Genomic DNA, 24551 nt, shown 5'->3' with positions numbered 1-24551 from the left:
GGTCTACCGGTCGTCGAGCGCTGTGCCTCTGCGATCGACGAGACCCCAGGCGGCGCCCGCGGCGATGACGAAGAAGACGGCGAACACGGAGAATGTCAGCCCCGAGCCGCCCGCGATGAGCAGCACTGGCACCAGCAGCGGAGCGACGATGGACGCGATCCGTCCCACGCCGGCGGCCCAGCCCGCGCCCGTCGCCCGCAGCGATGTGGGGTAGATCTCCGGCGTCACCGCGTACAGCGCGCCCCATGCGCCGAGGTTGAAGAACGAGAGCGCCATGCCTGATGCGATGATCGCCGCTTCGGCGTGCACGGTGCCGAACACGATCGCCGAAACGGCTGAGCCGACGAGGAAGACCGACAGTGTGAGCCGCCGACCCCAGACCTCGATGAGCCATGCGGCGACGGCGTAGCCGGGAAGCTGCGCGAGGGTGATGATCAGGGTGAAGCCGAACGAGCGCACGAGACTGAATCCCGCATCGACGAGGATGCTCGGAATCCAGATGAACGCGCCGTAGTAGGCGAAGTTGACGCAGAACCAGACGACCCAGATCGACAGCGTACGGCCGCGGAACTCCGCCGACCACAGCGCCGCGAGGCGGCCGCCGCTGGAGATCGCGATCGGCGCGGCGGCGGGCCCACCGGCATCGGGTGTCGCTGCGGGAGCCGGAGCAGGTGCCGGCTCGGACGCGGCGGTTCTGCCACCCCGGGAGGCCGCAGCGCTCTCGAACGATGCAACGATCGTCTCGGCCTGCTCCGTGCGCCCGCGGCCGGCGAGCCAGCGCGGGGATTCCGGAAGCCCCCAGCGCACGATGAGCGCGTACACCGCGGGAACGGCGCCGAGGGCGAACGCCCAGCGCCATCCGTCGTCGGAGGCGGGAACCACGAAGTAGCCGATGAGCGCGGCAGCCGTCCACCCCACGGCCCAGAACGCTTCGAGAATCACGATGATGCGACCGCGGATACGCGCCGGAGCGAACTCGCTCACGTACGTCGACGCCACCGGGAGCTCGGCCCCCAGGCCCAGTCCGACGAAGAACCGGAGCACCAGCAGCAATCCGATGCCGCCGACCAGGGCGCTCGCGCCGGTCGCGACGCCGTAGACGAGAAGGGTGACGGCGAACACCTGACGACGTCCGAAGCGGTCGGCGAGCAGGCCGCCGAGGCTGGCGCCGATCGCCATGCCGGCGAACCCGATCGATGCGATCAGCCCGCTCTGGCCCTTGTCGATGCCCCACTGCTGGGCCAGCGCGGCGATGATGAACGAGATGAGTCCGACGTCCATCGCATCGAGTGCCCACCCGATGCCCGATCCGCCGAGCACCTTGCCGTGCTTGCGTGTGAAGGGCAGCGCGTCGAGGCGCTGCGAGAGCGAGCGCCGCTCGGCCGTCGGAGTTCCATGCATGGACTCATCGTAGAGGCAGGGCGCTACAGGGCGCGACAGTGCGCACCGTTGCTGCGTGCATCGGAGCCACCGCCTGTCGTGCCGGGGCGGATCAATGGTCAGAACGGCTGCCGGTCAGGTGTATCGCGGTCGCTGCGCTCGATATTCCGAGGCGGGTCCTGCGAGCGCGGGGGAACCGGCTGGACTGTCCGGACCGACTGGACTGTCCGGACCGACTGGACTGTCCGGACCGGCTGGACCGGCGGGCCGGTCTGCGCGAACCTCACACGACTCGGCGGTCGGTCGACGTAGCGCCTGCCCGTGGGGCTGGTCCAGTGCAGTTCACCATCGTTCTTCTGGCGTACGGCCCATTCGGAGTGGTGCTTGAGCACGTGATGGCCACGGCACAGGTGCGCGAGGTTCGCCGTCGAGGTCGGGCCGCCGAAGGCCGCGTCGACGGTGTGGTCGAGATCGCACCGCGCGACCGGCACACGGCACCCCGGGAACCGGCAGTGCTGATCGCGTGCCCCGAGTCGGCGCTTCATCGCTTCGCTCGGACGGTAGCGATCGACTTGGAGCACCGAACCCGATTCCGCATCCACCGTCACCCGCTCCCACACCGGCGTCGCCGCTGCGAGGTTCCTGGCAGAGGCGAGCGGGATGGGCCCCGCTCCGACGAGCTCTGCCACAGGAGCAGCGCTCCGGCGGGAGGGGGCGAGTGCCGTGACGGGCACGATGACCTGCACCCGAGCCCGTATCGCTTCGCTGCTCGCACACGAGGTCACAGCGCTCGCGTCTGAGCCGAGGAGAAGTTCGGCGAATGCATCGGCCCGAATCTCATCGCGCGAGCGTCGCGCCGAAGATTCCGCTGCCGCCCGCTGGCCCCGCTCGGCGCCCCCGTCGCGCTCATGCAGTCCAGCCCGCTCGGCCGACCCGGCCCGCTCGGCCGACCCGGCCCGCTCGGCCGACTCAGCCCGCTCGCTGCGCTCGATTTCGCGGGCGATCCGCGTCAACCGGTCGTGTATCGCGTACGCCTCCGCGGTGGGCAGATACGCCAGCAGATCGGACATCCCGTCCTCGCGCTCCTGCACGACTACTCGACGCCTGCGCGCCTCCTCGTGGTGCCGCTCGTCGAGGGTGTCACCGGCGTACTGCTCGGCGATCCTGCGCGCGATCGGACGAAGCCGGTTCACCGACTCCCGACGCGCGTACTCGAGCACCTCCGCCTGATACGCCTCCCGCCTCGCGACGACTTCGGGAGCGGCCCCGACGCCGAGACGTCGCCCGGCTTCCGCGATCACGCGCGCGTGCGCGGCCGAGATCTCGCCAGCGGCGAGAATCTGATGCGTCATGCCGTAGTCGTTTCGCAGCGACCACGCCGCGCCCATCTGGGCTTCCGCTGCGCGCTCGCTCACGTTCAACGTGGTCGCGATCTCCGCCCGCACCGAGCGGTAGGCGAGCTCGTTCTCGCCGGCGGGCGCGGAGCCGGAACGCGCGGAGCCGGAACGCGCGGCGCCGGAACGCGCGGCGCCGGTCGCCATCTGCACCGCGACCGCCATGAGCTCGTACCTGAACGCGTCGAGGGCGCGCTGCCGATACTCCATCTGCTCGAGCAGGTTCACGACCTGTCCAAGCGACAGACTCGCATCAGCCACCGCATCAGCGGGCGCGTCTGGCACCTCCGCCGGGACGGTGCCGATCGTGAGGGAGAACATGACCCCAGAAAACCGGCAACCACCGACATTCACGCCCCCTTCGCGCACCCGTCGAGCGACGCCGCTCCCGGGCGCCGGCCTCAGCACTCGATGACGTTGACGGCGAGCCCGCCCATCGACGTTTCCTTGTACTTGTCACTCATGTCGCGCCCGGTCTCGCGCATCGTCGCGATGACCTGGTCGAGGCTGACGTGGTGGTCGCCGTCGCCCATGAGCGCCATCTTCGCCGCGTTGACGGCCTTCGATGCGGCGATCGCATTGCGCTCGATGCACGGAATCTGCACGAGCCCGCCGATCGGATCGCAGGTGAGACCGAGGTTGTGCTCCATCGCGATCTCAGCGGCGTTCTCCACCTGCTCTGGCGTTCCGCCGAGCACCTGGGCGAGGCCAGCCGCAGCCATCGACGAGGCAGAACCGACCTCGCCCTGGCACCCCACCTCGGCTCCCGAGATCGACGCCTGCTCCTTGTAGAGCACCCCGACCGCGCCGGCCGCGAGCAAGAAGTCGGCCACTGCGCCCTGGCGTTCCGCGTCGGACCAGGTCTGAGCCCCCGGCGCGTAGTGCATGGCGTAGAAGAGCACGGCCGGGATGATCCCCGCAGCCCCGTTCGTCGGGGCGGTGACGACGCGCCCGCCGGTCGCGTTCTCCTCGTTGACGGCGAGCGCGACGAGGTTGATCCACTCCTGCCAGTACACGGGGTCGCGATGCGGATCGCGTTCGGTGAGACGACGATGCCACTCCGGCGCACGGCGTCGCACTTCGAGTCCTCCCGGGAGCACTCCCGTGCGCTCGAGCGCAGAGTTCTTGCAGGCCTCCATCACGTCCCAGATGTGCGCGAGGCCCGCGTAGATCTCGGCTTCCGGCCGCTGCACCCGCTCATTCGCGAGCATCACCTCGGCGATGGTGAGGCCGGCCCGTTCCGCGTGCGCGAGCAGTTCGGCCGCCGTCGTGAAGGGGTACGGCTGCTGCGCCGATCGCTCCTCGAGGCGGTCGTGCAGCGATGCTTCGGCGCCTTCGCGCACGATGAATCCTCCGCCCACCGAGAAGTACGTCTCGTCGGCGATCGATGCGCCTGCGGCGTCGTCCGCGGCGAAGCGCATCCCGTTGGTGTGCCGTGGCAGCAGCGTCAGGGGGTGCAGCACGATGTCACCGACGGCGAAGCGCAGGATCGCCGGGGCTCCGCCCAGCCGCTCGCCCACCCGCAGCTCGCCAGTGCGCTCCAAGCGGTCGAGCGCGGCGTCCACCTGCTCGGGGAGCACCGTCTCCGGGTCGAACCCTTCGAGCCCGAGGAGCACCGCGGTGAACGTGCCGTGCCCGCGGCCGGTCGCCGCGAGCGAGCCGTAGAGGTCGACCCGCAGCGAGGCGATGCGGCCGAGTTCGCGGCTGCCGGTGTCGCTGCTCCGCGCGATGCGCTCGACGAACTCCTTCGCGGCGCGCATCGGCCCGACGGTGTGCGAACTCGACGGCCCGATGCCCACCGTGAAGAGGTCGAAGACGCTGACGGCCACGAGCGCGCTCCGTGTGCGCCTAGGCGCCGGAGACCTCGGCGTCGTTGTCGGCGGCGTACTGCTCGGCGTCGAGCAGCGGCCCTTCCTCCGTGACGGCGACCTTGAACAGCCACGCTGCGCCGTAGGGATCGGCGTTCAGCTGCGCCGGGTCGGCGACGAGGGCCTCGTTCACCTCGACGACCTCGCCGGCGACCGGCGAGAAGATCTCGGAGACCGACTTCGTCGATTCGACCTCGCCGACGACGGCTCCCACGGTGATCGAGGCGCCGACCTCGGGCAGCTCGACGTACACGATCTCGCCGAGCGCGTCGGCGGCGACCTCGGAGATGCCGACGACGGCCGGGCTGTCGCTCGTGACCCACTCGTGCTCTGCGGAGTACCGGAGTCCGGCCTTGACGTTGCTCATGATGCGAAGTTCCTATCTGTCGGGTGCGGGTGGAATCGGGATGATGCGGGATGCTGCTGCGGAATGCGCTCGCGCGCTACTGGCCACGGCGGTAGAACGGCAGGTCCACGACGGTGAACGGCTCGGCTTTGCCGCGCAGATCGACCTGCAGGCGCGTTCCGGCAGCGGCGTGCTCAGGTGCGACGTAGGCGAGGGCGACGGGGTACCCGAGCGTGGGGCTCGGCTGGCCGCTGGTCACGCGCCCGACCGCGTCGTCACCCGCGAGCACTGCGTACCCGGAGCGCGCCGCGCGGCGGCCGTCGCCGCGCAGACCGACGAGCTGCATCTCGGGGGTCTGCTCCCGGCGCGTCTCGAGCGCGGCGCGGCCGACGAACGCCTCGGGCTTGACGAACGAGACGACCGGGCCGAGACCCGCTTCGAAGGGCGTCACCTCGCGGCTGAGCTCGTTGCCGTAGAGCGGCATACCGGCTTCGAGGCGCAGCGAGTCGCGCGAGGCGAGACCCGCGGGGATCAGACCCTGCGGCTCCCCTGCGGCGAGCAGTGCGTTCCAGAGATCCGCCGCTTCAGCGTTGGGGAGGTAGAGCTCGAACCCGTCCTCCCCGGTGTACCCGGTGCGGGCCAGCAGCACGGGGTGACCGGCCACGACCGCCTGCTCGGCAGCGTAGTACTTCATGCCCGACGCGAGTTCGCGCTGTTGCTCCGGCACGAGCGCCTGCACGATCGCGGCGGCGTTCGGACCCTGCACTGCAATGAGGCTGAGTTCGTCCGACTGATCCTCGATCTCGACGTCGAAGCCGTCCGCCCGTTCGGCGAAGGCCGCCGCGACGGTGCCGGTGTTTCCGGCGTTCGGCACCACGAGGTACACGTCTTCTGCGAGCCGGTAACTGATGAGATCGTCGATGATCCCGCCGTCGGCATCGCAGATCAGCGAGTACTTCGCCCGTCCGACCTTGACGGCGCCGAGGTTGCCGACGAGGGCGGTGTTCAGGAAGACGGCGGCATCGGGGCCGGCGACGCGGATCTCCCCCATGTGGGAGAGGTCGAAGAGCCCGGCTGCGCTGCGCACGGCGCGGTGCTCGGCGAGTTCGGACCCGTACTTGAGCGGCATGTCCCAACCGCCGAAATCGGTGAATGCCGCGCCGAGCTCGGCGTGCTCGGCGTACAGGGCGGTCCGCTTCGGGGAGCTCATGGTCATCATCCTCAGTTCTCGAAGGCTTCGGGCGCGGGGCACGCGCAGATCAGGTTCCGGTCGCCGTAGGCGCCGTCGATGCGCCCGACCGGCGGGAAGTACTTGTCGATGCGGAGCGCCTCGACCGGGTAGGCGCCCTGCTCCCGGCCGTAGGCGCGGTCCCATGCACCGGAGATCAGCGCTTCCGCGGTGTGCGGCGCCAGACGGAGCGGCGATTCGGCGACGGCGATCCTGCCTGCGATGACCGCGTCGATCTCCGCACGGATCGTCACCATCGCCTCGATGAACCGGTCGATCTCGGCGAGGTCCTCGGACTCGGTCGGTTCCACCATGAGTGTGCCGGGGACGGGGAACGCCAGCGTCGGGGCGTGGAACCCGAAGTCGATCAGTCGCTTCGCGACGTCCTCCGCCGTCACTCCAGACTGAGCGGTGAGCGCGCGCAGGTCCAGGATGCACTCGTGCGCGACGAGCCCGGTCGCCCCGGTGAAGAGCACCGGGAAATGCTCGGTGAGCCTCGCGGCGATGTAGTTGGCGCTGAGCAGCGCCGTCTTCGTCGCGAGGGTGAGCCCCTCAGCGCCCATCATCGAGATGTAGGCGTAGGAGATGGGAAGCACGCCGGCCGAGCCGAAGAGCGTTGCGACCACGGGAACGCCGCCGCTCACCGAGTACGTGCCCGTCGGGTCGTTCGGCACGAACGGCAGCAAGTGCTCGGCCACCCCGATGGGCCCGACGCCGGGCCCGCCGCCGCCGTGCGGAATCGCGAAGGTCTTGTGCAGATTCAGGTGAGACACGTCGCCCCCGAATCGCCCCGGCTGGGCCAGGCCGACGAGCGCGTTCATGTTGGCGCCGTCGATGTAGACCTGGCCGCCCGCCTCGTGCACTTGGTCGCACACCTCGCGCACGTCGTCGTCGTACACGCCGTAGGTTGAGGGGTACGTGATCATGATGGCGGCGAGTTCGTCGCGGTGCGCGTCGATCTTCGCCGAGAGATCGGCGAGGTCGATGTGCCCCGTCTCGGTGTTCTGCACGACGACGACGCGCATCCCGGCGAGCACCGCGGAGGCAGCGTTCGTGCCGTGCGCCGAAGCGGGGATGAGGCACACCGTGCGCTGGTCGTCGCCGCGCGAGCGATGGTATCCGCGGATCGCGAGGAGACCCGCGTACTCGCCCTGTGCGCCCGAGTTCGGCTGCAACGAGATGCCCGCGTAGCCGGTGATCTCGACGAGTCGCCCCTCGAGGTCGGCGATGAGCTCGCGCCAGCCGCGCGTCTGGTCTTCGGGCGCGTACGGGTGGATCCCGGCGAATTCGGGCCAGGAGATCGCCTCCATCTCGGCGGTGGAGTTGAGCTTCATCGTGCACGAACCGAGCGGGATCATCGTGCGGTCGAGCGCGAGGTCGCGGTCTGCGAGCCGACGCAGGTAGCGCAGCATCTGGGTCTCGGAGTTGATGGTCGTGAAGATCGGGTGCGTCAGGAAGTCGCTCGTGCGCGTGAGTTCCGCGGCGAAGCCGAAGCGCTCCGATTCGGCCTCGGGGGCCTCGACGATCTCGGCCCCGAAGGCGCGCACCACGGCCGCGACATGCTCGGGAGTGGTTGTCTCGTCGGTGGAGACGCTCACCGTGTCCGCGTCGACCCGACGCAGATTGACGCCGTGCTCCGCCGCGGTCGCGATGATCTCGTCAGCCCGTCCCGGCACGCTCGCCCGCACCGTGTCGAAGAAGGACTCCGCGGCGAGCGGGATGCCCGCCGCGGCGAGCGAGGCGGCGAGCGTGCGCGCGTGTCGATGCGCTCGGGTCGCGATCTCGGTCAGCCCGTCGGCGCCGTGGTAGACGGCGTACATCGATGCGGTGATGGCGAGGAGTGCCTGCGCGGTGCAGATGTTGCTCGTGGCCTTCTCACGGCGGATGTGCTGCTCTCGGGTCTGCAGTGCGAGACGGTAGGCGGTGCGGCCGGCCGCGTCTTTCGATACGCCGACGAGCCGGCCCGGCAGCGCCCGCTCGAGCCCTGAGCGCACCGCGAGATACGCCGCGTGCGGTCCGCCGTAGAAGAGCGGTACTCCGAAACGCTGCGTGTTGCCGACGGCGACGTCGGCCCCCTGCTCCCCTGGCGGCACGATGAGGGTCAGTGCGAGCAGGTCGGCGATCACCGTGACCATCGCGCCGCGCTCCTTCGCCGCTGCGATCACTGCGGCATGATCGACGACGGCACCGTCGTCGCCCGGCTGCTGCAGCACGATGCCGAAGATGTCGCCCTCGGGCAGCCCCTGCGACAGGTCGGCGACTTCGACCTCGAAGTCGAGCGCTTCCGCGCGGCCGCGGATCACCGCGATGGTCTGCGGGAAGAGATTCGCGTCGATCACGGCGCGTGCGGCGGCGGGCGCGCGATTGGCGCGCCGCATCAGCAGCACGGCCTCGGCCGCGGCCGACGACTCGTCGAGCATGGAGGCGTTCGCGATCTCGAGAGCGGTGAGATCGGAGACCATCGTCTGGAAGTTCAGGAGCGCTTCGAGACGCCCCTGCGAGATCTCGGGCTGGTACGGCGTGTAGGCGGTGTACCAGGCCGGGCTCTCGAGCACGTTGCGCCGGATGACGGGCGGAGTGTGCGTTCCGGAGAATCCCTGTCCGATCATCTGGGTCTTGACGACGTTCTTCGCGGCGAGCGCCCGGAGGTCGGCGAGAATCTCTTCTTCGCTGCGGCCCTGGGGCAGGTCGAGGGGTTCGGACTTGCGAATCGAGGCAGGCACCGCATCGTCGACGAGTGCGTCGAGCGACTCGTAGCCGAGCTCGGCGAGCATCGTCGCGACATGCGCCGGGTCGGTGACCCCGATGTGTCGATCGGGGAAGGTGCGGGGTGCGGAAAGGGCTGTCACGAGGATCTCCGAGGGCTGTCGCGCGCGAACGCGCGGATGTACTGGGATCCTCCCCGCTCTGTATGGGACCTGAGAGATTCGGTCGCCGCCAGAGCGGGTCCCTTGCACCGTCGGTGAGCCGACGCACGCGTCAGCTGCTTTCCAGAGTTGCCGTGCTGGGGCGGTACGGGGGCCTGAGAGATTCCCGGGGAGGGATTGCTCCTACGGCGCCAGGGTCGAATCGTTCTGCCCTGAACTCTCCCGCCACAACTTGATGGCCGGTATTCACAATGTGTGCTCACTCTAGCATCGGGGCGGGATCGCGGCGCGGACGTTCCAGCACCGAATCGCGGTCGCCGTCGAAAGCGCTCGGGGCGGGTGAGCGCCCGCCCCGAGCGGCGCATCAGCGATCCTCGTCTCTCCCGTCCATCGCGAGCAGTTGATCCTCGACGGTTCCGCCGTACCCGTCGCTCTGCGGATCGCCGTGCAGGCCCCCCGAGACCGCGTACTCCTCCTCTGGGGAGAGCACGAGCCGGTGGCGCGTATAGACGCCGAAGATGATCAGACCCAGAACGTAGACGACGACGATGGCGATGATGGCGGGCCGGAAGGTCTCGTTCAGCAGGAAGCCGACGAAGATGAGCGCCGAGATGACGGCGGCGATGATGGCGCCTGGCACGCCCCACGGGCTCAGGTACGGGCGCTTCACGTTCGGATACTTGCGTCGAAGGATGACGAAGGAGAGCATCTGCATGAAGTACGCGAGCACCGCGCCCCAGACGGCGATGTTGAGCACGATCGCGCCGCCCACGCCGCTGTCTCCACCCGTGAGCTCGACGATGATCAGCGCGGCCAGACCGATCAGCGCGCCGGCGATCAGCGCCACCCACGGGGTCTGGCGCTTGCCGGTGAGGGACAGGAATCTCGGGTAGTAGCCCGCGCGCGACAGGGAGTACATGTTGCGCCCGTAGGCGAACATGATGCCCTGCAGCGAGGCGAGGAGGCCGAAGAGCGCGAAGAGTGCGAGGAGGCCGGCGACCCACGCGAGGTCGTCACCGAGGATCGCGCGGAAGCCGTCGAGCAGCGGTTCGCCGGCGACTCCCGTCGTCTCGGATCCCAGGACGCCGGTGTTCAGCACCAGCACGAGCAGGCCGGTGACGATCAGCGTGCCGCGAGCCCACAGCCCGGCTCGCGGGATGTCGCGCACGGGATTGTGCGATTCTTCGGCGGCGAGCGGCAGCTCCTCGATGCCGAGGAAGAGCCACATCGCGAACGGCATGGCGAAGAGGATCGGCAGCACCCCGTGCGGCAGGAAGAGGCTCTGGCCCGGGTCGGGCTCGATGTCGAAGAGGCTGCCCCAGTTCATGGCTCCGCTCGCGAGCGCCATGACGGCGAAGAGCACGAGCACTCCGATGGAGATGAGCGAGACGATGATGGCGAACTTCAGTGAGATGGCCGCGCCGGCCGTGTTCAGGCCGACGAAGGCGGCGTAGAGGATGATCCACCAGAGCCACGTCGGCAGGCTGAAGCCCATGAGCCCCTCGGTGACGCCGTTCGCGTACCCCGCGGAGAAGTAGACGATCACCGCGGTTGTGGCGACGTACTCGATCGTCTCAGCCAGACCGGTGACGAACCCGCCCCACGGGCCGAGCGCCGCCCGGCCGAAGGAGTACGCGCCGCCGGTGTGCGGCATCGCGGCCGCCATCTCGCCGATCGAGAAGATGAGCCCGTAGTACATGACCACGAGGATGGCGAAGGCGATGAGCATGCCGCCGAATCCGGCGGCCTCGATGCCGAAGTTCCATCCGGAGAAGTTGCCGGAGATCACGGCGCCGACGGCGAGGCCCCAGAGCCCCCACACGCCAGCCGATCGCTTGAGCTTGCGTTTCTCGAAGTACCCCGACTCTGCGGTGGTGTACGTGGCACCTGAAACCTTCAGGGTGTCCTTGGCCATGTCGACCTCTTTCACTACGGTGTGATGGATACGAGATGCTGCGTTGCGATGCCCGTCGCTGGGAATCGGCTGAGCGGTGCGCCACTGCCGACTATAGCGAGCTATTGGTCGTTTGCAACCACCTTTGTGCGCTGGCTGCGGCGGGAAGCTTGCATCAAGCCCCGGGCTTCATGATGTAATGGTCTTGAAACCTACCTTTTCAGCGCTGCGGCGCCGGGCAGGCGGAGCACGCATTCTCACCTCGACGACGAGCACAAGGAGAGCACATGATTCCCGCGAGCGGCAATCTCACCCCCGAAGAACTTCGCGGAGCGGTCGCCGCCGGCGAGATCGACACCGTCATCGTCGCGTTCACCGACATGCAGGGACGCCTCGTCGGCAAGCGCGTCTCGGCCCGGCTCTTCCTCGAAGACGTCATGGCGCACGGCGCCGAGTGCTGCAACTATCTGCTCGCGGTCGACGTCGAACTCAACACCGTCGACGGCTACGCCCTGACCAGTTGGGAGAGCGGCTACGGCGACATGGCGATGATCCCCGACCTCGACACGCTGCGACGCATCCCGTGGTTGCCCGGAACCGCCCTCGTCATGGCCGATCTCACGCTCGCGAGCGACCACTCCCCCATCTCCGTGTCTCCGCGCCAGATCCTGAAGCACCAGATCGATCGCCTCGCCGCGCACGACCTCGTGCCCTTCATCGGCACCGAGCTCGAGTTCCTCGTCTTCGACGACGACTACCGCAGCGCGTGGCGCAGCGGCTACCGCGACCTCACTCCGGCGAGCGACTACAACACGGACTACGCTCTGCAGGGCTCCACCCGCATCGAGCCGCTGCTGCGCGACATCCGCAATTCGATGGACGCCGCGGGCATGTACTGCGAGGGCGTCAAGGGCGAGTGCAACCTCGGGCAGCAGGAGATCGCCTTCCGCTACACGCACGCACTGCCGACGTGCGACAACCACTCGATCTACAAGAGCGGATCGAAGGAGATCGCCGAGAAGCACGGCAAGAGCATCACGTTCATGGCGAAGTTCAACGAGCGCGAGGGCAACAGCTGCCACGTGCACGCGAGCCTGCGCAACACCGCAGGCGACCCGGTCTTCGCGGACGACGAGGCTCCCGACGGCATGTCGCAGACGTTCCGCCATTTCATCGCGGGGCAGCTCGCGGCGATGCGCGAGTTCACGCTGCTCTACGCACCCAACATCAACTCGTACAAGCGCTACGTCGACGGCAGCTTCGCGCCCACCGCGGTCGCGTGGGGCCACGACAACCGCACCTGCGCGCTCCGCGTCGTCGGGCACGGCCAGGGCATGCGCGTGGAGAACCGCGTGCCAGGGGGCGATGTGAATCAGTACCTCGCCGTCGCAGGCATGCTCGGCTCCGGCCTCGCGGGCATCGAGCAGCAGCTCGAACTCGGTGAGCCGCTCCGGGGCAACGCCTACACGAGCGACGTCGCCCGGGTACCCACCACCCTACGCGAGGCGGCCGACCTCTTCGAGCAGTCCTCGCTCGCACGCGACATCTTCGGCGACGAGGTGGTCGAGCACTACACCCATGCGGCTCGCGTGGAAGTGCGAGCCTACGACGCCGCCGTCACCGATTGGGAGCGGGTCCGTGGCTTCGAACGACTCTGACGCGCCGGCTCCGCCGCTCATCGGCATCACGAGCTACCTCGAGCAGGCTCAAACGGGAGTCTGGGATGTCCCGGCCTCCTTCCTCCCGCAGGTGTATCTCGATGCGGTCACCGACGTCGGCGGCGTCGCGATCGTGCTGCCCCCGCAACCGGTCGCACCCGGTGTCGCTCGGGGCATCGTCTCTCGGCTCGACGGGCTCATCCTCTCGGGCGGCGCCGACGTCGATCCTGCGCGCTACCGGGCCGACCCCCACGAGCGCACCGGAGCTCCGCGCACCGACCGCGACGCGTTCGAGGCAGCGCTGCTCGATGCGGCCATCGACGCGCAGCTCCCGCTGCTCGGCATCTGCCGGGGAGCGCAGGTCATCAACGTCGAGCTCGGGGGCACGCTGATCCAGCATCTCCCCGACATCGTCGGCGACGACCGGTACCAGGCCGGCCAGGGGGTGTTCACGGAGATCGATGTCGAGGTCGACGCCGGGTCGCGCATCGGAGAGCTGCTCGGCGATGACCGCAACGCCCGCGCGCACCTGTATCACCACCAGGCGATCGATGCGCTCGCCGACGGGCTCACCGCGACCAGTCGCACCGTCGACGGCATCATCGAATCGATCGAGATCGACGCCCTGCCCTTCGGGGTCGCCGTGCAGTGGCATCCAGAGGAGAACCGTGAGGATCGCCGGCTCTTCGCCGGCCTCGTCTCAGCCGCGGCGACGTACCGTTCCCGGCGCGAGAGCGTCATCCCGTCACCCGTCCCGTCATCCGAGCACGCATCGAAGGAGCAGCCGTGAGCTACACCGTCATCAACCCCGCGACCGGAGCCCCGGTCACCGAGGTGGCCCACCTCGACGTCGACGCCACCGACGCCGCGATCACGCACGCGGTCCGAGCTCAGCGCGACTGGGCGTCCGTCGCACCCGCCGACCGCGCTCGCGTGCTCCGACGATTCGCCGACGCGGTGGATGCCGACGTCGAGCACCTCGCACAACTCGAGACCGTCAATTCCGGTCACCCCATCACCCAGTCGCGGTGGGAGGCCGGGCACGTGCGCGACGTGCTGGAGTACTACTCCGGCTCGCCCGAGCGCCTGATCGGCCAGCAGATTCCCGTCGCGGGAGGCATGAACGTCACGTTCCACGAACCGCTCGGCGTCGTGGGCGTCATCACGCCCTGGAACTTCCCGATGACCATCGCCTCGTGGGGCTTCGCCCCGGCGCTCGCCGCGGGCAACGCCGTCGTGCTGAAGCCGGCCGAGTGGACGCCGCTCACGAGCCTGCGGCTCGGCGAGCTCGCGCTCGAAGCGGGGCTGCCGGAGGGCCTCTTCCAGGTGCTGGCCGGGCGCGGCTCGGTCGTCGGCGAACGCTTCGTGACGAATCCGTCGGTGCGCAAGGTCGTCTTCACGGGGTCGACCGAGGTCGGCAAGCGCATCATGGCTGGGTGCGCCGATCAGGTGAAGCGGGTCACGCTCGAACTCGGCGGCAAGAGCGCGAACATCGTGTTCGCCGACGCCGACATCGAGCGGGCCGCAGCGACCGCGCCGTACTCGGTGTTCGACAACGCCGGCCAGGATTGCTGTGCCCGAAGCCGACTGCTCGTGCAGCGCAGCGTCTACGACCGCTTCATGGAGCACTTCGAACGGGCTGTGCAGGGTGTGCGGGTCGGCGATCCGACGCTCGAATCGACGGAGGTCGGGCCCCTCGTCACGCAGGCGCACCGCGAGAGCGTCGCCGGCTTCCTCACCGACGACGTGCCCGTCGCGTTCCGGGGTTCCTGCCCGGACGGGCCAGGCGCGTGGTTCGCTCCCACGGTGGTCACTCCCGAGCGAGGCTCGCGCATCGCCACTGAGGAGGTGTTCGGGCCGGTCGTCTCGGTCCTGCCCTTCGAAGACGAGGCCGACGCGCTGCACCTCGCGAACGACTCCGATTTCGGGCTGAGCGGTTCAATCTGGACGTCCGACCTCGGCCGCGGCATCCGCGTCGCCCGCGGCGTCGAGGGCGGCAACCTCTCGGTCAACTCGCACTCGTCGGTGCGGTACACGACGCCCTTCGGCGGCTTCAAGCAGTCGGGGCTCGGGCGGGAGCTCGGCCCTGACGCGGCAGAGCATTTCACCGAGACGAAGAACGTGTTCTTCGCGAGCGAGTAACCCCGGGCCCGCCCGTCCCCGCATCTCCCACGCTGTACCCTGCTTTCCTCAGGAAGGATCCGTCATGAGCGACATCACCCCCATCGACCTCACGCAGCGCCTCGCCGGCAAGGTCGCCGTCATCACCGGCGGCGGAAGCGGCATCGGTCTCGCCACTGCCCGACGCATGCGCGCCGAAGGGGCGCGCATCGTCATCGGCGACATGGACGAGACGAGCGGCGCAGCGGCCGCCGCCGCAGTCGACGGCCTCTTCGTCAAGGTGAACGTCACCGACGAAGCGCAGGTCAACCATCTCTTCGACACGGCAGCGCGCGAGTACGGCGCGGTCGACATCGCCTTCAACAACGCCGGCATCTCCCCGGACGACGACGACTCGATCGAGGTCACCGAACTGCCCGCGTGGGAGAAGGTGCAGGATGTGAATCTCAAGAGCGTCTACCTGTGCTCGCGGGCGGCGCTCCGCCACATGACGGCGCAGGGATCCGGATCGATCATCAACACGGCCTCGTTCGTCGCGATCATGGGTTCGGCCACCTCGCAGATCTCGTACACCGCGTCGAAGGGCGGCGTGCTCGCCATGACGCGCGAGCTCGGCGTGCAGTTCGCGCGGCAGGGCATCCGCGTGAACGCGCTCTGCCCCGGGCCGGTGAACACTCCGCTGCTGCAGGAGCTCTTCGCGAAGGATCCGGAGCGCGCCGCCCGACGTCTCGTGCACGTTCCCGTCGGCCGCTTCGCTCAGCCGGAGGAGCTCGCCGCATCCGTCGCCTTCCTGGCGAGCGACGACGCCTCCTTCATCACCGCCTCCACCTTCCTCGTCGACGGCGGGCTGACGAGCGCGTACACGACGCCGCTCTGAGCGCCGCACGATGGAAGCGGCAGAGGGCATCGAGCTGCTCATCAGGGCGGCGCGGCCCACCAATGCGTACGAGGAGACGATGCAGCGGCTGCTGCAATCGATCCGCCTCGGCATGATCGGTCCGGGCGAGCGGCTCCCGGCGGAGCGCGACCTGGCGACGATGCTCAAGGTGAGCCGCGACACGGTGCGCGAGGCGCTCGCGACGCTCGCCGACGCCGGATACGTCGTCTCTCGGCGAGGCCGGTACGGCGGCACCTTCGTCGCCGAGCGCATTCCCGAGGACTCCGCGCTGGGAGGCGGCTCCGCGACCCTGCCGAGCGCTGCGGAGATCGAGGACGTCACGACACTGCGCCGCGTGCTCGAGGTGGGGGCGGCCCGCGAAGCGGCAGGGCGAGAGCTCTCCGCGGAGGAGCGGGCCGCGCTCGCTCACGCACTGGAGGAGTGCTCGAGCTCGGAAGCGGCGGATCACCGACGGCTCGACTCGCGCCTCCACCTGCTGATCGCCGAGCTCTCGGGCTCCACGAGCCTCGTACCGCTCGTCGCCAACCTGCGCACGCGCGTCAATGCGCTGCTCGAAGCGATTCCGATGCTGCAGCCCAACATCGTGCACTCGAACGATCAGCACGAAGCGATCGTGTCGGCGATTCTCGCCGGGCGACCGCAGTCGGCGGCGGAGGCGATGCTCGAGCACGTCGAAGGCTCCTCCGCGCTGCTGCGCGGGTTCCTCACGAGGCACTGACGAGGACGGCCGCGCTCTGCACGGCTCAGCGCAGGCTCGCGATGACCTCCGACGCTGATCGCACGCGCGTGAGATGCCCGACCCCTTCGCCGGCATCGACGGGAACGATCGAGTAATCGCCCGCCGCTGCGGCGGCCGCGAACGCGGAGCGCGCCTCGGCGTCGCCCGCGAGTTCGTCCTCGCGCCCATGCCACTGATCGATGAAGGGCGTGCGCAGCAGCCGCTCCGGAAAGCGCTCCGGCCAGGGCCGCTCGAGCGCCACATCGAAGACCCGGGTGACCAGCGTGTCGGCGGCGGATCCCCGGAGCAGCGCGTTCCGAGCCGGTGGCGGGGTCAACGCCTCCTCGCACGCCGCGAATGCGGTGCCGACCCACGCTCCCGCGGCGCCGGCGTCGAGCACCCTGGCCACGTCGCTCGACGTGCTGATCGCCCCTGCTGCGAGCACCGGAGCGTCGACGGCGGCGATGATCTCGGCGAGCAGCGCATCCCGCGGGTGCTGATGGTCGCCGTGACCGCCGCCCTCCCTGCCGCGGGCGACGATCGCACCGACGCCGGCGGCCGCGGCGCGCATCGCCTCGTCGACCGTCGCCGACTGCGTCACGGCGATGGCACCGGAGGCGTGCACCCGTTCGACCCACGATGCGTCGGCGTGCGCGTCGCCCCATTCGCCGAAGCTCACCGAGACGAGCGCTGGCCCTGCGGCGAGCGCGCGCTCGAACAGCTCGGGATCCCGCGCGATGCCCCAGGCGACCAGCCCGATGCCGAACGGCGCTCCTCCGGCGCCGATTCCTTCTCCGAGAGCCCCGAGCTCCCGTTCGAGTGCGGTGACGGAACCCGCACTGCCCATGCCGATCATCCCGAGCCCGCCTGCTCGCGACACGGCGGCGGCCAGTCGTCCGCCGGCGACACCCCCCATGGGTGCGCACACGATCGGGGTGGACAGTCCCAGGGAGCGGGCCCAGTCGGTGAGTCTGCCGTTGCTCATGCCGCCCAGGCTACCGCCGCGCGGTCGCGCCGGAAACTACTCCTGGCCGGCGCAGTAGGTCGACAGCCGCTCCTCGCCAGCGGTGAGCGCCTCGTCCCATGCGGTGAACGCTGCGTCTGTCTCGGCGATGTACGCATCGAGCTCGTCGGCAGGGAGCTGGAGCACCTGCTCCTCCGTGAGCAGAGTGGTGACCACGTCTTCGTAGTACGTCTCGTAGGCGTCATACATGCGCGCCATCTCCGCGTAAGCCTCGGGATCGGTCACCTGCGCCAGCGCCGCCGTGAGCTGCGCGAGCCCGTCGGCCGCCTGGAGCTGCGCCGCGGCGACGTCACCCCTCGCCGCGGCATTGGAGGCGCCGCTGAACACCAGGCCGGCATCGACCCAGTCGCCATTGGCGACCTCGCACGCCTGCGCTGCAGTTTGACCGCTCTGCATCACGCCGCACAATTCGTAGCGCCGCACGTCGGCATCGGACATCTGCTGCTCGAAGGCGCTCTTCTGCTTCCCCAGAATGAGGACGAGATTCGCAGGGTCGTCGGGGTTGGCGACGTACCCTTCGGGAATATCGGCGAGGCCCGTCCAAATGGTGTCGGCGTACTGCTGATGCGCGGCGATCGACGCGTCAAGGGCATCGTGCAGTTCGGGAACGTCGACGCGTTCGGCGATGTCTTGCAGGGTGGAGATCACCGCTTGGTGCTCGGTTCGCTTCCTCTCGAAATCCTTGCTCTCGGTATCCGCCTCGAGGGCCACCCACAGGTCGAGAGCGAATCCCCATTCGGCATTCACCGTCTCGCACGCGCCGTCCAGGCTCTGCTCGGCCTGCGACGTTGGCGCCGGGGCGGGCGCGGCGTCGTCCGTGAACGATGGGATCAGCGCCGTGCACCCCGCCGCGCCCATCGTCAGCGCGATGGCCGCCGCGACGATTCCTCCGCGCCTCATGGCGGTCCTCATGGTGTCTCCTCGATGGTCGCAGTCATCGCGGATGTCGCCGTCCCGCGACGGTACGTCAGGTCGCGGATCCGGCGATCCTTGTCGATGCCCTTCTCCTCGAACGCGGTGAGGATGCGCCCGTCGAAGCGATCGGCCCACTCCCCCGAGAAGTCGCGCTCGAAGCCCTCGGCGGCATCGAGCACCTGCCGCATGTGCTCGGCGTAGTTCTCCCAGTCCGTCGCGAGCCGCAGCACGCCGCCGGGCCGCAGCGCGCGACGGGCCACGCGCGCGAAGTCATCATTCACCAGACGCCGTTTGTGGTGCCGCACCTTCTTCCACGGGTCCGGGAAGAACACCCAGATCTCGTCGACCGAGCCTGCTGGCAGGTACTTCTCGAGCAGTTCCGGCGCGTTCACCTCTGCGAGGCGCAGGTTCTCGACGCCCGCCACCTCTGCCCGGATGATGGTGCGGGCCAGCCCCGCGCGGAATACCTCGATCGCGAGGAAGTTCGTGTCCGGCCGGGTCTGCGATGCGTGCAGGATCGCATGCCCCTGCCCGGACCCCACCTCCACGATGAGCGGCGCCGTCCGCCCGAAGATCTGCTCCGGGTCGCCGGTCTCCCCATCGGCGACGCTCGTGGCCGCCGGGCCGTGCGCGATGTCGAGCACGTACTTCTCATGGTGGTCGGCCCACGCGCGCTCCTGCGACGGGGTCATGCGGCCGCTCCGACGCACGAACGACACGGGCTTCTCCCGGAACGTCGTCGGGTCGAAGCTCTTGGGCGGAAGGGGCTGCTGCTCGGTCACCCCATAACGGTAGTCGCGGCTGCGGCCGGGGGCAAAGCGGGATGGCGCCGTCGCGAAGCGGGAGAGCCGGGAGCGGAGCAGGTTGGCCGGGAGCGGAGCAGGATCAGCCCGCCGCTAGCATGGAACCGACTGCATCGACCCGTGGCCGAGCGAAGGAGCGCAACATGACCGGACGAATCCTGCTGGTGAACGGACCGAACCTCAACCTGCTCGGAACGCGCGAGCCGGAGATCTACGGGTCGGCGACGCTCGCCGACGTCGAATCGCTGGTCACGCGGGCGGCGCGGGACTTCTCGCTGGAGGTGCGCGCGGTGCAGAGCAACCACGAGGGCGAGATCATCGACGCGATTCACGCGGCGCGCGAGGACTGCGCGGCGATCGTGATCAACCCCGGCGCCTTCACGCACACCTCGATCGCGATCCGCGACGCGATCTCGGGCGTCGCGCTGCCCACCGCCGAGGTGCACATCTCCAACGTGCACGCCCGCGAGGCCTTCCGTCAGCACTCCTACCTCTCCGACATCGCCGCATGCGTCATCGTGGGCTGCGGGGTGCAGGGGTACGAGTTCGCGGTGCGCAGGATCGCGTCGCTGCTGGCCGAGTAACCGGGGCCCGGCCCTCGGGCGACTACGGAGCCGTGGGGAACCAATCGAAGACGGCCGGCTGGTGCGCGTGCACGAGCACGGCGAACACGACCGCGTCGAAGAGCAGGTGCACGGTCACCACGTATGACAGCGAACGGGTCCGCAGGTAGATGATGCCCTGGATCAGTGCGAACGGAATCGTGAGCAGCGGCCCCCACGAGCGGTACCCGAGCTCCCAGAGGAACGACACGAAGACGACCATCTGCAGCAGATTCGCCAGCCACACCGGGAAGTGCCGCAGCAGCACGGCGAACACCGTGCAGATGAAGAACAGCTCGTCCCAGATGCCGACCGCGCCCACCCCGACGAAGAGCCGCGCCACGAGTTCCGGGGTGTCGACGACCGGCCAGTTCGTGTAGACGCCTGAGGAGATGAAGTACCAGGGCAGGATCACCCAGGCGAGCACGATCACGGCGACGAGCCACGCCCAGTGATAAGGACCCCAGCGCTCACCCCGCGCAGACCCGGCGCCCCGCCAGGGGAAGCTCGTCGCCCGATCGCGGTAGATGAAGCGCGAGACGACGTAGGGCAGCGCGACGGCGCCGCCGAGCGCCAGCGTGAACTTCACCATCGACCAGTTGTCGAGGTGAGCGGCGAGCGGAATCAAGCGGACGACTCCGAGGCCCATGACGATGAGTGACAGGTCGCGCAGCAGGGACGGCGGCCGCTGCGACCGGTCCGGTTCGAAGCCCACCCGCATGAGGACGTGCGGCGCAGCGCGCCCGTCTCGCGTCCGACTCGCGAGCGCGGCCAGCGCAAGCCCGGTGACGCCGAGGGCGATCCCTGCCCAGATCCAGTGGAGCACGAACCAGACGGGCGCCATGGCGCACACGCAGACGGCCGCCGAAATCGCGAGGGGGCTCGGGCGCCGCGTTTCCGGGCGCTGCGCCCACTCCGCTGCCGGCATCAGAGGAAGCGACTGCGCACGGGGCCGGGGGCCGCCGCCAACGGGACGAGTCGATCATCGATGGGAAACGGCACCCGGTACGCGGAGACCGGGGCCCCGATGTCGCCGAAGTCGTCTTCCTTGACCCCGATTCCGGTCGCAGACGCCTCGACGATGCGTACGCGGACCCACTCCCCGCTCTCGGTGCGCAAGGCGTAGGCATCCGCGAGGTACCCGATCCCGAGTGCTTCGAGTAGTTCCTCGGCCGCGAGCCAATCGATCGGCTCGGGCGACCGCGGGCGACCCAGCAGGTCGTAGGGGACGAACCCGTCGCCGACGGGTTCGATCCATCCCACGGGCTCGCGGTCCTCTCGGCGGTGCGCGATCCACGTCTCGGGAAGGGTCATGCTGCGAGCCTAGCAACCGAGCGGAAGTCGGGGCGCGGATGTCGGCGGCTCCCACTACTCTGACTGCATGACCACCACGCACATCGCAGATTCGCACGACCGCATCCGTGTGCGGGGCGCGCGCGAGCACAACCTGAAGAACGTCAGCGTCGACCTCCCCAAACGCCGCCTCACGGTGTTCACGGGCGTTTCCGGCTCCGGCAAGAGCTCCCTGGTGTTCGGCACGATCGCTGCAGAGTCGCAGCGCCTGATCAATGAGACCTACAGCGCGTTCGTGCAGGGTTTCATGCCGTCTCAGAGCCGACCCGATGTCGACGTGCTCGAAGGGCTGACCACCGCCATCATCGTCGATCAGGAGCGCATGGGGGCGAACCCGCGTTCGACGGTGGGCACGGCGACCGACGTGAACGCGATGCTCCGCATCATCTTCTCGCGGCTCGGCAGCCCCCGCATCGGTTCACCCAACGCGTTCTCGTTCAACGTCGCGTCGATCAGCGGCGCGGGCGCTGTCACTCTGGAGAAGGGCGGCAAGCAGGTGAAGGAGCGTCGCAGCTTCGAGATCCTCGGCGGCATGTGCCCCACCTGCGAAGGGCGAGGCTCCGTGAGCGACTTCGCCCTCGAAGAGCTCTACGACGCTGAGCTGTCGCTCGCCGCGGGCGCGCTGCAGGTGCCGGGCTTCAGCATGGACGGCTGGTACGGGCGCATCTTCGCGGCCCTGCTCCCGATGGATACTCCGATCCGGGATTTCACGGATGAGCAGATCCACCTCCTGCTCCACGAAGAGCCGCGCAAGATCAAGGCCGATGGTGTGAACGTCACCTATGAGGGGCTCATCCCGCGCATCCAGAAGTCGATGCTCTCGAAGGACCGCGAGGCCATGCAGCCGCACATTCGTGCGTTCGTGGATCGCGCGATCGTCTTCCGGGCGTGCCCCGAATGCGCTGGCACGCGCTTGAATGCGACCGCGCGCTCCTCGAAGATCTCGGGGAAGTCGATCGCCGATGTCTGCGCGATGCAGATCACCGATCTCGCGGAGTGGGTGCGCGGCATCGAAGACGCCGGCATCGCCCCGCTCGTGGAGAAGCTCGTCGAGACCCTCGACTCGTTCGTGCAGATCGGGCTCGGCTACCTGAGCCTCGACCGCCCGACCGGCACGCTCTCGGGCGGCGAGTCCCAGCGCACGAAGATGATTCGGCACCTCGGCTCCCCCATCACCGACGCGACCTACGTCTTCGACGAGCCGTCGATCGGCCTGCATCCGCACGACATCCAGCGAATGAATCAGCTGCTCCTCAAGCTGCGCGACAAGGGCAACACCGTGCTCGTCGTGGAGCACAAGCCGGAGATGATCGCGATCGCCGATCACGTCGTCGACCTCGGTCCTCGAGCGGGCATCGATGGGGGCGAGATCTGCTTCGAGGGCACAGTCGCGGCTCTGCGGGCGTCGGGAACCCTGACCGGCACGCATCTCGACGATCGGGCGAAGCTCAAGGATTCGGTGCGCGCCTCGAGCGCTGCACTGGAGATCAGGGGCGCTGATCGCCACAACCTGCGGGGCATCGATGTCGATGTGCCCCTCGGCGTGCTGTGCGCGGTGACCGGTGTCGCCGGTTCCGGCAAGAGCACGCTCATCGGCAACTACATCGCGAATCGAGACGACGTCGTCGCGGTCGACCAAGGGGCGATCAAGGGTTCTCGGCGTTCGAATCCGGCGACCTACACGGGCCTGCTGGATCCGGTGCGCACGGCGTTCGCGAAAGCCAACGGCGTGAAGCCGGCGCTCTTCAGCGCGAACTCCGAGGGTGCCTGCCCGGAGTGCAAGGGCGCGGGGATCATCTTCACCGACTTGGGCATGATGGCGACGATGGAGAGCGTGTGCGAAGTGTGCGAGGGGAAGCGCTTCGCCGCCGCCGTGCTCGAGTACAGGTTCGGCGGCAAGAACATCGCCGAGGTGCTCGACCTGTCGATCGCGCAGGCGCAGCAGTTCTTCTCCGACCCGGAGACGCGCATCCCGAAGGCGGCCAAGATTCTGGATCGCCTGGTGGACGTGGGCATCGGCTACATCAAGCTCGGCCAGCCGCTCTCGACCCTGTCGGGCGGCGAGCGGCAGCGACTCAAGCTCGCCATCCACATGCTCGACGAGGCAGACGTCTACGTGCTCGACGAGCCGACGACCGGGCTCCACCTCGCCGACGTCGAGCAGTTGCTCGCACTGCTCGACCGTCTCGTCGACGCCGGCAAGAGCGTGATCGTGATCGAGCATCACCAGGCCGTCATGGCGCACGCCGATTGGATCATCGACCTCGGGCCCGGCGCCGGGCAGCAAGGCGGCACCATCGTGTTCGAGGGAAGCCCAGCCGACCTCGTCGCATCACGCGCGACGCTCACCGGGGAGCACCTCGCAGAGTACGTGGCAGCGTGAGGCGCGTCGCACGTGGCAGGCCCCGCGCCGCGGTCACACGTCACCGCGGCGCGGAGTCCAGCTCATTCAGCGCCCGAATCAGTCGATAGAGATCCCCCACCGCACGACGACGTGGGGTGAGCACGAGACGCGGCAGATCGAGCGCATCGTCGTCGGCGATCTCCGACGCGAGAGGCTCCGAGCAGGTGATCGCCCCCACCTCGCACAGACCCGAGAATCGCTCGTTCAGGTCATCGAGCTCCGCATCGCTCGGTTCGGCGCGCACCCGGAGCACGAGCTGTTCGCCCTGCCAGCGCAGCGAATCGTAGTTGCGCCAGAATCCGGTCACCTCCGCGATCGCCGCGTCGGGCGAATCGGTGACGAGCACGCGATCGAGATCGTCGACCGCGATGAGCCCGGAACCCGCGAGCTCTTCGGTGACGAAACGCGCGAATCCCTGCCAGTACGTGCCCCCGGCACGATCGAGCAGCACGATCGGCATCGGTTCCATCTTGCCGGTCTGCTGCAGCGTCAGCAGTTCGAAGGTCTCGTCCATCGTGCCGAACCCCCCTGGCAGGCAGATGAAGCCCCGCGACTCCTTCACCAGCATCAGCTTGCGCGTGAAGAAGTACTTCATCGCGATGCGGTGCCCGTCATCGGCGGCGACATCGAGCGGAGCCTCCTCGAACGGCAGACGGATCGAGATGCCGAGCGATCGCTCGGGTCCGGCTCCCGTCGCCGCCGCCTCCATGATCCCGGGGCCGGCTCCGGTCACCACCATCCAGCCCAACTCCGCGAGACCTCGGGCAGCGGCTTCGGCGCCGACCCAGAGGGGATCGTGAGACTGGGTGCGGGCCGATCCGAAAATCGTCACCTTGGGCACGCCGACGAAGGGAGCGAACAGTCGGAACGCCGCTCGCATCTCCTCGACCGCCGTCGCGGTGATCTTCAGATCCAGCCGCGTCGCACCGTCGGTGCCGAGCCCGATTCCCGTCGAGAGAATGCGACGGATCAACCCGCGGTGGCCCGAAGCGCCGGCATCGGCGATCACTGCATCGAGTCGTTCGCGCAGCTCCGCGGCCTGCGCATCTTCTGAGTGTTGCTGCTTCCCGGTCGTCAC

20 protein-coding genes and 2 riboswitches are annotated in these 24551 nt (G+C 68.9%); of the genes, 7 read left to right on the top strand and 13 right to left on the bottom strand.

Going from position 1 to position 24551, the window contains the following annotated elements:
• Window positions 1-3: 3 nt before the first annotated feature.
• The 7 genes from WFH23_RS11085 to WFH23_RS11055 form a co-directional block, all read right to left on the bottom strand.
• Entirely contained in the window at window positions 4-1401 is a 1398-nt protein-coding gene (locus tag WFH23_RS11085; RefSeq protein WP_200331512.1) for an MFS transporter, read from the bottom strand.
• Between the two features lie 98 nt (window positions 1402-1499).
• Window positions 1500-3095: an HNH endonuclease signature motif containing protein gene (locus tag WFH23_RS11080; RefSeq protein ID WP_336662545.1), complete on the bottom strand. Its 1596-nt coding sequence runs from the start codon at window positions 3093-3095 to the stop codon at window positions 1500-1502.
• A gap of 80 nt (window positions 3096-3175) precedes the next feature.
• On the bottom strand, window positions 3176-4603 hold the full coding sequence (locus WFH23_RS11075; protein WP_336662544.1) for an L-serine ammonia-lyase: 1428 nt from the start codon (window positions 4601-4603) through the stop codon (window positions 3176-3178).
• A gap of 19 nt (window positions 4604-4622) precedes the next feature.
• Complete coding sequence (gcvH, locus tag WFH23_RS11070) at window positions 4623-5009, bottom strand: glycine cleavage system protein GcvH (protein WP_090150606.1); 387 nt, start codon at window positions 5007-5009, stop codon at window positions 4623-4625.
• A gap of 76 nt (window positions 5010-5085) precedes the next feature.
• The gene (gene gcvT / locus WFH23_RS11065; protein WP_336662543.1) at window positions 5086-6198 is read right to left on the bottom strand and encodes a glycine cleavage system aminomethyltransferase GcvT; all 1113 of its coding nucleotides are present in this window, start codon (window positions 6196-6198) and stop codon (window positions 5086-5088) included.
• Between the two features lie 11 nt (window positions 6199-6209).
• A complete protein-coding gene (gene gcvP, locus WFH23_RS11060) occupies window positions 6210-9065 on the bottom strand; it encodes an aminomethyl-transferring glycine dehydrogenase (protein ID WP_336662542.1) in 2856 nt (951 codons plus the stop codon).
• Window positions 9066-9113: 48 nt separating this feature from the next.
• Window positions 9114-9215: riboswitch (glycine riboswitch) on the bottom strand.
• Between the two features lies 1 nt (window position 9216).
• Window positions 9217-9318, bottom strand: a riboswitch (glycine riboswitch).
• Between the two features lie 129 nt (window positions 9319-9447).
• Window positions 9448-10998: an amino acid permease gene (locus tag WFH23_RS11055; protein WP_200331502.1), complete on the bottom strand. Its 1551-nt coding sequence runs from the start codon at window positions 10996-10998 to the stop codon at window positions 9448-9450.
• A 266-nt stretch (window positions 10999-11264) separates the two neighbouring features.
• Here WFH23_RS11055 and WFH23_RS11050 point away from each other — a divergent pair, with 266 nt between their 5' ends.
• The 5 genes from WFH23_RS11050 to WFH23_RS11030 all read left to right on the top strand — a co-directional run bounded on the left by WFH23_RS11050 (window position 11265) and on the right by WFH23_RS11030 (window position 16372).
• Window positions 11265-12635, top strand: coding sequence for a glutamine synthetase family protein (locus WFH23_RS11050; RefSeq protein ID WP_336662541.1), 1371 nt, complete (start codon window positions 11265-11267; stop codon window positions 12633-12635).
• Window positions 12616-13425 (top strand): gamma-glutamyl-gamma-aminobutyrate hydrolase family protein, encoded by an 810-nt coding sequence (locus tag WFH23_RS11045; RefSeq protein WP_090150614.1) that lies wholly within the window; start codon window positions 12616-12618, stop codon window positions 13423-13425. The genes WFH23_RS11050 and WFH23_RS11045 overlap by 20 nt, the downstream gene beginning before the upstream one ends.
• Entirely contained in the window at window positions 13422-14777 is a 1356-nt protein-coding gene (locus WFH23_RS11040; protein WP_442918740.1) for an aldehyde dehydrogenase family protein, read from the top strand. The genes WFH23_RS11045 and WFH23_RS11040 overlap by 4 nt, the downstream gene beginning before the upstream one ends.
• Window positions 14778-14841: 64 nt before the next feature.
• Window positions 14842-15633: a 3-oxoacyl-ACP reductase gene (locus WFH23_RS11035; protein WP_090150619.1), complete on the top strand. Its 792-nt coding sequence runs from the start codon at window positions 14842-14844 to the stop codon at window positions 15631-15633.
• 10 nt (window positions 15634-15643) lie between these two features.
• Window positions 15644-16372 (top strand): FadR/GntR family transcriptional regulator, encoded by a 729-nt coding sequence (locus WFH23_RS11030; RefSeq protein WP_336662540.1) that lies wholly within the window; start codon window positions 15644-15646, stop codon window positions 16370-16372.
• Window positions 16373-16397: 25 nt separating this feature from the next.
• On the opposite strand, the gene WFH23_RS11025 is transcribed toward WFH23_RS11030, so the two are convergent.
• From WFH23_RS11025 to trmB, 3 genes are read right to left on the bottom strand one after another with little or no spacing between them, the layout of a single operon-like run.
• Complete coding sequence (locus tag WFH23_RS11025) at window positions 16398-17357, bottom strand: NAD(P)H-dependent flavin oxidoreductase (RefSeq protein WP_336662539.1); 960 nt, start codon at window positions 17355-17357, stop codon at window positions 16398-16400.
• A gap of 36 nt (window positions 17358-17393) precedes the next feature.
• Window positions 17394-18308, bottom strand: a complete 915-nt coding sequence (locus WFH23_RS11020; RefSeq protein ID WP_336662538.1) for a hypothetical protein — start codon at window positions 18306-18308, stop codon at window positions 17394-17396.
• Window positions 18305-19093 carry a tRNA (guanosine(46)-N7)-methyltransferase TrmB gene (trmB, locus tag WFH23_RS11015; RefSeq protein WP_336662537.1) on the bottom strand — a complete coding sequence of 263 codons (789 nt, stop codon included), beginning with the start codon at window positions 19091-19093 and terminating at the stop codon, window positions 18305-18307. The genes WFH23_RS11020 and trmB overlap by 4 nt, the downstream gene beginning before the upstream one ends.
• 164 nt (window positions 19094-19257) lie before the next feature.
• Between trmB and aroQ the strand changes: the two genes are divergently transcribed.
• Complete coding sequence (aroQ, locus tag WFH23_RS11010) at window positions 19258-19698, top strand: type II 3-dehydroquinate dehydratase (protein ID WP_090150624.1); 441 nt, start codon at window positions 19258-19260, stop codon at window positions 19696-19698.
• 22 nt (window positions 19699-19720) lie between these two features.
• On the opposite strand, the gene WFH23_RS11005 is transcribed toward aroQ, so the two are convergent.
• Both WFH23_RS11005 and WFH23_RS11000 read right to left on the bottom strand, forming a co-directional pair.
• Window positions 19721-20644 carry a CPBP family intramembrane glutamic endopeptidase gene (locus WFH23_RS11005; protein ID WP_200331485.1) on the bottom strand — a complete coding sequence of 308 codons (924 nt, stop codon included), beginning with the start codon at window positions 20642-20644 and terminating at the stop codon, window positions 19721-19723.
• Complete coding sequence (locus tag WFH23_RS11000) at window positions 20644-21030, bottom strand: hypothetical protein (RefSeq protein WP_336662536.1); 387 nt, start codon at window positions 21028-21030, stop codon at window positions 20644-20646. The genes WFH23_RS11005 and WFH23_RS11000 overlap by 1 nt, the downstream gene beginning before the upstream one ends.
• 67 nt (window positions 21031-21097) lie before the next feature.
• Between WFH23_RS11000 and WFH23_RS10995 the strand changes: the two genes are divergently transcribed.
• Window positions 21098-23452 carry an excinuclease ABC subunit UvrA gene (locus WFH23_RS10995; protein ID WP_336662535.1) on the top strand — a complete coding sequence of 785 codons (2355 nt, stop codon included), beginning with the start codon at window positions 21098-21100 and terminating at the stop codon, window positions 23450-23452.
• 40 nt (window positions 23453-23492) lie between these two features.
• On the opposite strand, the gene WFH23_RS10990 is transcribed toward WFH23_RS10995, so the two are convergent.
• Window positions 23493-24551: a TIGR00730 family Rossman fold protein gene (locus WFH23_RS10990; RefSeq protein ID WP_336662534.1), complete on the bottom strand. Its 1059-nt coding sequence runs from the start codon at window positions 24549-24551 to the stop codon at window positions 23493-23495.

Origin of the sequence: Leucobacter sp. USHLN154, assembly GCF_037145595.1 — a bacterium.
GTDB classification, from domain to species: domain Bacteria; phylum Actinomycetota; class Actinomycetes; order Actinomycetales; family Microbacteriaceae; genus Leucobacter; species Leucobacter alluvii.
This window is presented reverse-complemented; position numbering and strand designations above follow the sequence as displayed.